At 72.6% G+C, this 11,388-nt stretch carries 9 protein-coding genes; 6 read left to right on the forward strand and 3 right to left on the reverse strand.

Going from position 1 to position 11,388, the window contains the following annotated elements; genetic code table 11:
- Positions 1 to 32: 32 nt before the first annotated feature.
- From TsocGM_RS21455 to TsocGM_RS21480, 6 genes are all read left to right on the forward strand, one after another.
- A complete protein-coding gene (locus tag TsocGM_RS21455; RefSeq protein WP_126727514.1) occupies positions 33 to 536 on the forward strand; it encodes a hypothetical protein in 504 nt (167 codons plus the stop codon).
- The gene (locus TsocGM_RS21460; RefSeq protein ID WP_126727515.1) at positions 496 to 735 is read left to right on the forward strand and encodes a hypothetical protein; all 240 of its coding nucleotides are present in this window, start codon (positions 496 to 498) and stop codon (positions 733 to 735) included. Before TsocGM_RS21455 ends, TsocGM_RS21460 begins: the two co-directional genes overlap by 41 nt.
- Positions 714 to 1,187, forward strand: a complete 474-nt coding sequence (locus TsocGM_RS21465; protein WP_126727516.1) for a phage holin family protein — start codon at positions 714 to 716, stop codon at positions 1,185 to 1,187. The genes TsocGM_RS21460 and TsocGM_RS21465 overlap by 22 nt, the downstream gene beginning before the upstream one ends.
- 259 nt (positions 1,188 to 1,446) lie before the next feature.
- Positions 1,447 to 2,721, forward strand: coding sequence for a Gfo/Idh/MocA family protein (locus TsocGM_RS21470; RefSeq protein ID WP_126727517.1), 1,275 nt, complete (start codon positions 1,447 to 1,449; stop codon positions 2,719 to 2,721).
- A gap of 102 nt (positions 2,722 to 2,823) precedes the next feature.
- The gene (locus tag TsocGM_RS21475; protein ID WP_126727518.1) at positions 2,824 to 4,878 is read left to right on the forward strand and encodes a hypothetical protein; all 2,055 of its coding nucleotides are present in this window, start codon (positions 2,824 to 2,826) and stop codon (positions 4,876 to 4,878) included.
- On the forward strand, positions 4,862 to 6,544 hold the full coding sequence (locus TsocGM_RS21480) for an FAD-dependent oxidoreductase (RefSeq protein WP_126727519.1): 1,683 nt from the start codon (positions 4,862 to 4,864) through the stop codon (positions 6,542 to 6,544). The genes TsocGM_RS21475 and TsocGM_RS21480 overlap by 17 nt, the downstream gene beginning before the upstream one ends.
- Before the next feature lie 78 nt (positions 6,545 to 6,622).
- Here the strand turns inward: TsocGM_RS21480 and TsocGM_RS21485 are convergent, their stop codons facing one another.
- The 3 genes from TsocGM_RS21485 to TsocGM_RS21495 all read right to left on the reverse strand — a co-directional run.
- Complete coding sequence (locus TsocGM_RS21485; protein WP_126727520.1) at positions 6,623 to 9,325, reverse strand: PAS domain-containing protein; 2,703 nt, start codon at positions 9,323 to 9,325, stop codon at positions 6,623 to 6,625.
- 334 nt (positions 9,326 to 9,659) lie between these two features.
- A complete protein-coding gene (locus tag TsocGM_RS21490) occupies positions 9,660 to 10,130 on the reverse strand; it encodes a GNAT family N-acetyltransferase (RefSeq protein WP_126727521.1) in 471 nt (156 codons plus the stop codon).
- A gap of 98 nt (positions 10,131 to 10,228) precedes the next feature.
- A partial coding sequence (locus TsocGM_RS21495; RefSeq protein ID WP_233579085.1) for a glycosyltransferase family 4 protein occupies positions 10,229 to 11,388 on the reverse strand: 1,160 nt, incomplete at its 5' end.

Raw genomic sequence — 11,388 nt, forward strand, 5'->3', positions numbered from 1 at the left:
CCCCGCGCGAACACCCTGGAGGGAGGCCCGTCGTGGCAACGACCAAGCGACCCCATGCCAACCAGGAGGAGATCGCCGCGATTCGCCGCGAGATGGGGAAGATCCGCCGCGAGATCCATGCGGATGTGAACGTGGCGGCTGAGCATCTCCAGGCCACGCTGGACTGGCGGGGCTACGTCCGCGGCGCCCCCTGGCCGGCCGTGAGTGCCGCCTTCGGTGTGGGCTTCCTGGCGGCCTGGCTGCTGGTGCCGAGGCATCGGATCAAGGTTCTCGAACGTGATGATTTCGGTCGCGTTCATTCCGAACCGCGCTACCGAGAGGCCGTGGAGGAACGGGCCGAGGAGAAGGCCCGGACCAAGGGGCTGTTCTCGATGGCGTTGGGGTTCCTGGCGCCGATCGCCCTGCGGGCGGCGCAAAACTACGCGATCCAGTTCATCGAAGGCCGGCTGGCCGAGTCGCCGTGGGCGGCCGGCGGGAGGCCAGAGGAGGGGAGCCGTGTTCAACCGGATCAGTCAGCACCTGGGCGTCCCCGCTGACGCCCCGACCGCCGAGCAGGCGCGCGAGGCCGCGGCGGAGCTCTCGGCCCGGGCCCGAGAAGGGTACGACCAGGCCCGAGCGGGCCTCGAGCAGGCCCTCGCCTCGACCCGGGAGCAGATCGTCCGGCACCCGGCCCGGTCCCTGGCCGTGGCCCTGGCCCTGGGAGCGATGGTGGGATGGTTCATCAAAAGACGTTGACGTTCTTCGGCATCGAGGTGCCCGACAGCCTGCAGGGCAGCCTCACGGAGCTGGGCCACGACGTGTGCACGCTGGCCGACCTGCAAGTCCGCCTGGCGCGGGCCGACCTGGCCGAGGCGGTCGAGGAGGCCCGCGTCCCGGCGATCGGCCTGGTCATCGGGCTGGCCGTGCTTGTCAGCTGCGTGCCGATCGCCCTGGTCGGCGTGGCCGAGGGGGTTGTCTTCGCGGGCTGGCTGCCTCGCTTCGGCGCCTACCTCGCCGTGGCGGGCGGGTTCGCCCTGGTGTCGGGCCTGGTGTCGTGGCTCTGCCTGCGCTCGGTGCGGAAAAGCGGGCGGGCCTTCGAGCGCTCCCGGGAGGAGCTGAGGCGCAACATCGACTGGGTCACTCGGGTCATCAGCGAGGGCGGTAGCCTGCGGCTTCGCCAGCCGATGGCCTGGACCCGATCCCGCTGAGCGGGCCCCCGGGGTGTCGGGGGGCGTGCGGGAGCCCTCGGATCGCCGGGCCTCCGAGGACCAGACGACCCCGCCCCTCCCGGATTCCGAGAGGGTGAGCGGGGTCGTCCCCATCTATCGTCGGTGTGCAACGGTTGTTAAGCTGAGGGCTCCCGCCCTCGGGGGAGGCCGGATGGGAGCGGTCCCGGATCGCCCGGGTCCGGCGGCGGCCCCCGGAGCATCGAATCGACCCACCTGGATCGGACCGAGGAGCCCCCCGATGCGAGACGGCAAGCCCAACCGCCGGATCTTCCTGATGAACTCGGCCGCGGCCGCCGGAGCGGCGGCGACGGCGAACCTGGCGCACGTGGCCCACGCGGCTGGCAGCGACACGATCCGGGTCGGCGTGGTCGGCTGCGGCGGCCGGGGCACCGGCGCGGCCGAGCAGGCGTTGACGGCCGACGAGGGCTGCCGGCTCGTCGCCATGGGAGAACTGTTCCAAGACCGCGCCGAGTCGAGCCTCCAGACGCTGCTCCGCTCCCGGGTCGGCGACCGCGTCGACGTGACCGAGGACACGATCTTCGTCGGGTTCGACGCCTACAAGAACGTGATCGACTCCTGCGACGTGGCCGTGCTCACCACCACGCCGCACTTCCGCCCGCAGCACCTGGCCTACGCGGTCGCGCAGAACAAGCACGCCTTCGTCGAGAAGCCGATGGCCGTCGACCCCGTCGGCCTGCGCCAGTACCTGCAGTCGGTGCGAGACGCGAAGGAGAAGGGCCTCTCGGTCGTCCACGGCTTCTGCTGGCGGTATCACTACCCCCGCCGGGCCACCATGCAGCAGGTCTTCGACGGCGCCATCGGCGACATCCGGGCGATCGAGACGACCTACAACAGCCAGGGCGTCTGGGATCCGCGCAAGACCCGAGAGGAGTGCTCCAGCGACATGGAGTACCAGCTGCGCAACTGGTACTACTACACCTGGCTCTCCGGCGACCACATCGTCGAGCAGGCGGTGCACGGCATCGACACGATGAACTGGGCCATGAAGGGGGTCACCCCGATCCGGGCCTGGGGCGTCGGCGGCCGTCAGGTGCGCACCGATCCGAAGTACGGGAACATCTACGACCACTTCTCCGTGGTCTACGAGTACCCGGACGACGTCCGCGGCTACCACCACTGCCGCCACTGGGCCAACTGCGAGAACCAGGTGAAGGACTACCTCATCGGTTCCAAGGGCATCTGCGACGTCTTCGGCAGCCGGATCAGCGGCGAGAACCGCTGGCGCTACCGGGGCGAAGCCAACAACATGTACCAGACCGAGCACGACGAGATGTACGCCGCCCTCCGCAAGGGGGAGCCGATCAACAACGGTGAGGACGCCGCCACCTCCACCCTGCTGGCGATCCTCGGCCGCATGGTCGCCTACACCGGCCGGGCCATCACCTGGGAGGAGGCGATGAACAGCCCCGAGCGGCTCGGCCCCGAGTCGTACGAGTGGGGAGACGCCCCGAGCGACCCGATCCCGGTGCCGGGCGTGACCGACATCGCCTGACCGGGGCGACCTGAGGGACCGGCCCGTCCCCCGGCGGCCGGTCCCAAGATCTCTCTCGTGATCCCGCCCAGGGGGGGCGTGCATGCCTGCCGCGAGTCGATCGTGAGCCGATCTCTCCCCCATCGGGCGGGCCAGGTCACGCGACGGGCGTGGCGGGCGGCCAGGCGTCGGCCGAGGCTCGTGGCGGCGCTGGCGGTGCCGGCGGCGCTGGGGATGACGCTGCTGCCGGACCTGTTCTTCGCCATCCCGTGGCCGGTGCGGCGGACGGCCGGCATGCTCGGGCTGATCGGGCTGATTGGGCTGGGGGGGGCTCGGCTGTGTCGGGTCCGGCCGGGGGACCGCTGGCCGTCGCCGGCCGACGGGCCGGGTCCGGTCGGGCCGGCGGACCGGCTCCTGCCCTGGGTGCTGGCCCTGGCGACGGCCTCGCTGGCCTGGCCGCTGCTCCAGCGGCCGGGGATCGGCTACGGCGACTGGGATTTCTATCTGCAATTGTACGAGGCGGTGCGCAGGACCGTCCTCGATTACGGCCAGTTCCCCTGGTGGAACCCGTGGACCCGGGGAGGCTTTCCGCTGGCCGGAGATCCGCAGTGCGGCCTCGCCGCGCCGGCGGCGCCGCTGTCGCTGCTGCTGGGGGCCGGGGCCGGGGTACGGCTGGCGGCGGTGATCTGGCTGATGATCGCCGTCGAGGGGGCCCGGCGGCTGGCCCGGCTCTGGCTGGGCGATCCGTGGGCCGCCTGCGCCGCCGGGTTGGTCTTCGGCCTGAACGGAGGCGTGACGGTTTACACGGTTGCGGGCATTTATGTCACGATGAGTTTTTGCGTCCTGCCCTGGTTCGTTTACCACGCCACCCGGCTGGCCGATGGTCCTGGCCAGGGGGTGGCGCTGGGCCTGTGGGGGGCGTTCGCCCTGCTGGGGGGCATCTCTTACGCGACGGTGTACGCGGCGATCGTGGCCGCGGCGGTCGGCCTGCGCGGGGTGTCGGCCGAGCGCGGCGAGCGTCGGGTGCGCTACGTTTGTCACGGAGTGCTGGCGGTCGGGCTGACGCTGCTGCTCTCCGGCTGGCGGCTGGGGACGACCCTCGCGGTGATGGGAGACTTCCCCCGAGATGTCGGGATGTTGATCGACCTGAGGCCCATCGCCTTCTTCGAGCAGATGCTCGTCCGGCCTTCGGAAGCTCGGCTGCGGTCGGTGTCCGTCCCGATCTTCTGGGAGTCGAACTGCTACATCGGCGTGGTGGGCGTCGCGCTGCTGGCGGCCAGCCTGGCGAGGGGCTGGCGGTGGTGGCACACCCTGACGATCGTGGCCTTCGCGCTGGGGCTGGGGGCGTCTCGGTGGTACCACCCGAGCTTCTGGCTGTCGTATTGGCAGGTGTTCCGGACGATGCACGCGGTCACGCGGTGGCGGATCGTGGGGATGCTGGGGGTCGGCCTGGCGGCGGGGAGCGCGGTGGCCGGGATGCGGTCGGCCCGGCCCCGGTGGCTCGGGGTGCTGGCCTCGGCGCTGGTCTTGGCGATGGGGGCCGACCTGGTCTGCTACGCTCACCGGGTCCTGCCCGTGGCGCTGGGCCCGCCGCCTCCGGAAGACGCGCCGGGCCCGTCGGACGGCCAGGCGATCCAGCTGGAATCGATGCCGGCCTTCCCGAACACGATGCTCGGCTTCGGGACGATCCGATCGATTCAGCCGCTGCTGGGCTACGACACCGGCGCCGGGACCGCCCGGCTCTGGCGGGGGCATCCCGACTACGTCGGCGAGGCGTGGTCGGAGGGGAGGGCGGTCGAGCCGGAGGTCTGGACGCCGAACCGGGTGGTCTTCCGGGTCGAGCCTCATCAGGAGATCCACATCAACCAGAACCCGGGGTCGTGGTGGCTGGTCAACGGCGATCGCGTCTTCGCCGGCCTCCGCTGCGCCGAGTGGGGCCGGCCCTTCGTCGCCCGGGCCGACGGAGCCGGGAGGCTGGAGCTGCGCATCGCGCCGATCGGGCTGGGGACGGGCCTGGCGCTGCAGGCGGCGGGCCTGGCGATGCTGGCGGGATCCCTCGGGATGGGCCGGGCGGTACGATGGGGGATGCGGGCGGCCTCCGGCACCGATCGCTCGGAGGCGAAGGGCGCGGAAACGGCCGGCTCGGCAGGAGTCCAGGGCGATGAACGCATCGGGTAAGACCATCGTGATCGTCGGCGGCGTGGCCGGCGGGGCCTCGGCGGCGGCCAGGGCGAGGCGGATCGACGAGCGGGCGACGATCATCCTCTTCGAGAAGGACGAGGATGTCTCGTTCGCCAACTGCGGCCTGCCCTACTACATTGGCGGCGAGATCGCCGATCGGGCCAAGCTGCTCGTCGCCCCGAAGCAGCTGCTCGAGCGCCGCTTCCGCCTGGACGTGCGGACCCGCCAGGAGGTCGTCTCGATCGACCGCCAGGCGAAGACGGTCGCCGTGCGCGACCACGGCTCGGGGGCCGATTACGTCCAGCCGTATGACCGATTGATCCTCGCCCCCGGGGCCTCGCCGCTGGTGCCGCCGATCGCCGGCGCCGACGCCCCGGGCGTCTTCACGCTGCGAAACCTGGAGGACTCCGACCGGATCAAGGCCGCGGTCGAGGCCTCCGGGGCGAAGACCGCCGCCGTCGTCGGCGCCGGCTACATCGGCCTGGAGATGGTCGAGCAGCTTGTCCGCCGAGGCTTCCGCGTCGCGCTGGCCGAGCTTCAGCCGCGGATCCTCCCCCTGTTCGACCCGGAGATGGTCCGCCCCATCGAAGACGACCTGAGGTCCCGGGGCGTGGCGCTGTGCCTGGGGGACGGCATCGAGGCGGTGCTCACCGGCCCCGACGGCCGGGCTCGGGGGGTGAGGCTCACCAGCGGCGCCGAACTGGAGGCCGAGGTGGTAATCCTCGGGCTCGGCGTGCGGCCGAACCTCGGCCTGGCCCGGGACGCCGGGCTGAAGATCGGCCCCCCTCCGGGCGGCGGGATCGCAACGAATGAGTTCATGCAGACAAGTGATCCTGACATCTACGCCGTCGGCGACGCGGCCGAATACGCCTACGGGCCGACGGGCTCTCCCCTTCGGATCGCCCTGGCCGGCCCCGCCAACCGCGCCGGGAGGATCGCCGGCGAGCACGCCGCCTCGGGCAAGGCGAGGCCGATGGCCGAGGTCTTCGGCACGGCGATCGTTCGCGTCTTCGACCGCGTGGCGGCGATGACCGGCCTGACGATGGCCCTCGCGCGGAAGCTGGGGAGGGAGGCCCGCAGCGTGGTCGTCGTCTCCAACAACCACGCCGGGTATTACCCGGGGGCCGAGCCGATCACGCTGAAGCTGGTGTACGAGCCGGGGACGGGCAAGGTGCTGGGCGCCCAGGCGCTGGGGGGCGCCGGGGTGGACAAGCGGATCGACGTCATTGCCACCGCCCTGCACTTTGGCGGCACGGTGGCCGACCTGGCCGGGCTGGACCTGGCCTACGCCCCCCCCTTTGGCGCCGCCAAGGATCCGGTGCATCTGGCCGCCTTCGCCGCCTGCAACCAGCTGGACGGCCTGGCCGACTTTGTTGAGCCCGACGCCGACCTGGCCGGGGTGCCGCAGTTCGTCGATGTCCGCTCGCCGGCGGAGGTGGCCGAGGCGCCGTTCCCGGGGGTCGATCGGGTCATCAACATCCCCCTGGATGATCTGCGCGACCGGATCGGCGAGCTCGATCCCGCGGCCGAGACGGTCGTCTCCTGCCGAACGGGCCTGCGATCGCACGTGGCGCAGCGGATCCTGCGGCAGCACGGCTTCAACCGGGTGAAGACCGTGACCGGAGGGGCGATGATCCGGCGTCGGGCGTGGCGGGGCTCCTGAGCCCCCCTTCGCCTTCGCGAGGGGATGCGGTCGAGGAGGCGGCTCCCGGCCGGAGGAGGGGAGGCTCGGGGGCCTTGGTTAGTGGCGGCGGCCGGCGAGCGGGGATCGGGGGGAGATCTCCGCCAGCCGGCGGCAGAGGGCGGCGAAGTCGAGCGGCTTGGTCAGGTGCTCGTCGAAGCCGGAGCGGAAGGCGCGGTCTCGGTCGTCGGCTCGGGCGTAGCCGGTGACGGCGATCAGCAGGGCGGAGGCGGTGTCGGGGTCGGCGCGGAGGGCCTCGGCCAGGCCGTAGCCGTCGACGGGGCCGGGCAGGCCGATGTCGGAGATGACCACCTCGGGGCGGAGGCGGCGGGCGAGGGCCAGGGCCTGCTCGGCGTCACCAGCCTCGGCGACCTCGTGCCCCTCGGCCCGGAGCATCCGGCTGAGGATTTTGGCCATGTCGGGGCGGTCGTCCACCACCAGCAGCCGCAGCGCCCGGGGGGGAGCGGGGGGCTCGGCCGGTTGGGGTTGCTCCGGCACGATCGGGTCGACCTGGTCAGCCAGGTCCTGGCGGAGGGGCAGCCGCAGGGTGAAGGTACTTCCCTGGCCCTCGCCGGCGCTGAAGACGTCGACCCGGCCGCCTTGCATCGCGACGAGGTTCTTCACCAGGGCCAGGCCGAGGCCCAGCCCCCCCCGAGACCGGCCCGGGTTGCGGTCGGCCTGCGAGTCGGTGCGGAAGAGGGTCGGCAGGACCTCCGGGGAGATGCCGATGCCGGTGTCCTGGACGATGATCTGCGCCTCTCGGTCCTGGGGGCTGGCTCGGACGACGACCGTCACCGCGCCTCCCGGCTCGGTGAACTTGGCGGCGTTGTGCAGCAGGTTGCCGACGCACTGGGCCAGCCGGGTCGGGTCGGCCCAGATGGCCAGGGGAGCCTCGGGCAAGTCGGCCTGGAGGGTCAGGCCGTTGTCCCGGAACAGCTCGGCGAAGGTGCCGAGGGTCTGGCGGACCAGCGCGACGACGTCCATCGGCCGGGGCTCGACCCGGAGCTGGCCGTGGCTGATCCGGGAGATGTCCAGCAGGTCGTCGACCAGCCTCCCCATGTGGTGGGCCTGGCGCTCGATGATCGCCACCAGCTCGCCGCCGGGGTCGCTGTTGCCGGAGCGGAGGGCCTGGGCGGCGCTGAGGATCGGGGAGAGCGGGTTGCGCAGCTCGTGGGCGAGCATGCCGAGGAACTCGTCCTTCATGCGGTCGGCCTCGCGGAGGGCCTCCTCGGCGCGGCGGCGCTCGGAGATGTCGATCGCGTTGCCGACGATGCGGACGGGGCGTCCCCCGGCGTCCCGGACGCAGAAGCCCTTGTCCCAGACGTCGACGTCGTGGCCGTCCCGGTGGCGGACGCGGTACTCGAAGCTGTAGTGCTGGCGGCGGGGGTCGGCCAGCAGCTTGGCCCGCTGGCGGTCCAGCTCGGGCAGGTCGTCGGGGTGGATGCGGGCGCGCCACCAGTCGTCGGTCGGCTCGGCCTCCTCGGGGCGGATTCCCAGCAGGCCGAACAGGCCGGGAGAGCGGTGGACCAGGCCCGACTCCAGCCGCCAGTCGTAGATCAGGCCGACGACCGCCTCGGCGGCCAGCCGGTAGCGCTCCTCGACCTCCAGCAGCGCCAGGCGGTTGGCCTTCGCCTCGGTCACGTCGCGGCCGATCAGGGCCAGCCCGTCGGCGACCGGGTAGGAGCGGAACTCGAACCAGAGCCCCGACGGGCCGAGGAACTGCTCGAACTCAACCGCCGTCCTCCCGGCCAGGGCCGATCTCAGAAGCTCCTCGCCGACCGAGTTGACGAGCTCGGGCACCGCCTCCCAGAGCGTTCGGCCGACCAGCGCCGATCGGTCCCGGCCGAGCACGGCGCAGGCCTGGTCGCTGGCCGAGACGCAGCGCCATTGGCCATCGACGGCGAGGAACAGGTCCCCCAGCCCCTCGATCAGCTCCAGCAGCCGCTCGGAGTCGGGCGAGGAGGGCCCGTCCGTCGGGAGGTCGGGCTCCGGCCCGACGTCCTCGAGCACGCCGAAGATCCGGGCCGGGTCCCCCATGGATTCGGTCAGCGCCGGCAGCACGCGGTCGAGCACCCGGGCGGAGGAGCCGTCGGGCCGGAGCAGCCGGTAGGAGACGGCCGCCTCCTCTCCCGAGGCCCGGCGAGCGTAGGCTTCGAGCACCCGGGGGCGGTCGTCGGGGTGGGCCAGCTCCGCCCAGCAGGCGAGCCCGCTGGTCAGCTCTGCGACCGACCGGCCGAGGAGACGCTCGCACGACGGGCTGACCGACGCCAGCCGGAAGCCGTCCCGGGAGGCGATCCAGAAGATGGCGAAGTCCTCCCCTCTCGTCTCGTCCCCGGCCGTGGCCGTGGCCGGTCCGGCCCCGGCGAGGGGGGAGGCGTCCGGGTCGAGGATCGCCAGCGCCGACCAGCCGAGGGGTCGGCCGTCGTCATCCCGGATGGGCTCGGCGGCGGCCGCCAGCCTCCGGAGGACGCCATCCGGCCCGGGGCCGACGCGGAATCGCTCGCGGAAGGGCGCTCCCGAGGCGACGGCCGCCCTCCAGGCCGATCGGACGCGCAAGGCGTCTTCGGCCGAGATGGCGCCGAGCCAACCGTCGCCGACGGCCAGCGCGGGATCCTGTCCGGTCCAGTCGCGCCAGCGGCCCCCCACGGCGTCGACGGCCCCGTCCGGCCCGGCGGTCCACCACAGGCCCGGCATCCCGTTCCCCGGTCCCACCGGGCCCCGACGGGACGACAGGGCCACGCCGCCGGCCTCGGCCTGTTGCATGCTCTCCAACGTCGCACCGCCTCGAAGCGAGTCGACAACCCCCCGACCCTCGGCCGGGTGCCGCCACGAGAACTCGAACGCCGTTCGATCGTCACGCGATGCCGACGGCTTGCTTCAACGCACGGGCCCCTCCACCGTTCTGAGCTCGAGGGGGCCCGACGTCGATTCGCATGGGAACATCTTCGCGGCCTCATCCACGACCATTGGCCCCATCCTACGGGCCTCCCCTCCCCTCGGCAAGGACAATTGGCCCGAATCGGCCGAGCCGCCCCGCCTCCCTCCCCGCCGTGCGGGCATCCTCGCACGCCTCCGCGTCGACGCCGGCAACCGGGCGTCAGTCGCCCGGCCCCCGGGTCATGTCCACGTGCACGATCCCGTCGAACAGGTACGGGCCCGATCGTCTTCGGAACCCGAGCCCGCCGTAGAACCGCTCTAGGTGTGCTTGCGCCTGGATGAAGACGTCCCGCCCCGGTGCCACGTCCCCGCACCGGCGGATGGCCTCGACCATCAGCGCCCGGCCGATCCCGGCTCCCCGGGCCGACCGATCGACCACCACCCGGCCGATGGACGCCTCGCCGTCTCCCCCGGGCCGGCGGTCGAACACCCGGGCCGCCGCGATCAGCTCGCCGCCTCGACGCCCCAGCAGGTGCCAGGCGACCGGGTCGAGGCCGTCGGCGTCGACGTAGGCGCACCGCTGCTCCAGCACGAACACCCGCTGGCGGAGCCCCATCAGCTCGTACAGCTCGCCCGCCGACAGCGCCTCGAACCGCCGCCAGGACCACTCGATCGCGACGACCGCCGCCATCCCCCCCTCCCCTCTCCCAGTGGGCGTCTCGAAGTCGGATTGCCGTCGTGGCGCCCCGAGGCCGGGGGCCGGGCGGGGAGAGGAGGCCGAGGGCCGGCTCAGCCCCGAGACGCGACCAGCGCCCGGAACAGCTCGTCGTGCCGCCGGGCGACCTCGGGGACGGCGTAGGTCCCCTCGACCTTCTTCCGGGCGGCCCGGGACATGTGGAAGGCTCGGTCGAACTCGGTCCACTGCTCGACGATCACCCGGGCCATCCCCTCGGGGTCGTCGACCGGGGCGAGGCGGCCCTCCTTGAAGTCGGAGATGAGCCGACGGTTGCCGGGGATCGACGAGGCGACGACCGGGATGCCCAGCGCCATCGCCTCCAGCAGCGCGATGCTCATGCCTTCCTCCCGGGAAGGGAGGACGAACAGGTCCGCCTCTCGGAGCGAGGAGATCGGGTCGGCCGTCGGGCCGGGGAAGCGGATGGCGTCGCCGAGGCCGAGCTTGCCCACGCCGGCCTGCAAGGTCGGGCCCTCGGGCCCCTCGCCGTGGATCACCAGCCGGGCGGTTGGGAAGGAGCGTCGGACGATCGGCCAGGCCTTGATCAGCGCGTCGAGCCCCTTCTCCGGCGCCAGGCGGCCGATGAAGGCGGCGGTCGGGGCGTCTCGCCAGCCCTCTCGACGCTGCCAGATGCGATCAGGAACGGGAACGCCGTTGGGCAGGCGGTGGATCTTCTCCCGAGGGTAGCCGGCCGAGCGGAGCTCGTCCTCGATCGGCCGGGAGATGGCGACGATCGCGTCGGCCTGCCTTGTGCGCTCGCCGATCGTCCGGCCGAAGTTCCCCCAGGACTGCCAGGCCAGGTCCCCCGTCTCTCCCGCCCCCTCGGGCCGGAGCACGACGGGGAAGCCGAGCCTCCGGCCGGCGTCGACGGCGACGTAGGCGTCGTGCTTGAGCATCGACACGTAGGCCAGCTCGGGCGGGTGCTCCTCCAGCCACCGCCGGAGGTTCTTCATATAGAGCCACGTCCCGACGAACCGCAGGCGGGAGGTCGCCAGCCGATGGACGGTGCAAGAGCCCTTCGCCGTCGGCACCGGCTCGACCTCCGGCAGGAGGGCGCCCGGGGGCCGGCTGGTGAGAACGTCGACCTCGTGGCCCAGCTCGGCCAGGGCGGGGGCGAGGTAGCTGAGGGCCTTCTCGGCTCCTCCGATTAGGGGGGGATAGCGTCGGGAGATGAGGGCGATCCGCATCGGTCGTCTCGATCGGCGGGGGGGGGGGG

It is taken from the genome of Tautonia sociabilis, from assembly GCF_003977685.1.
Classification (GTDB): domain Bacteria; phylum Planctomycetota; class Planctomycetia; order Isosphaerales; family Isosphaeraceae; genus Tautonia; species Tautonia sociabilis.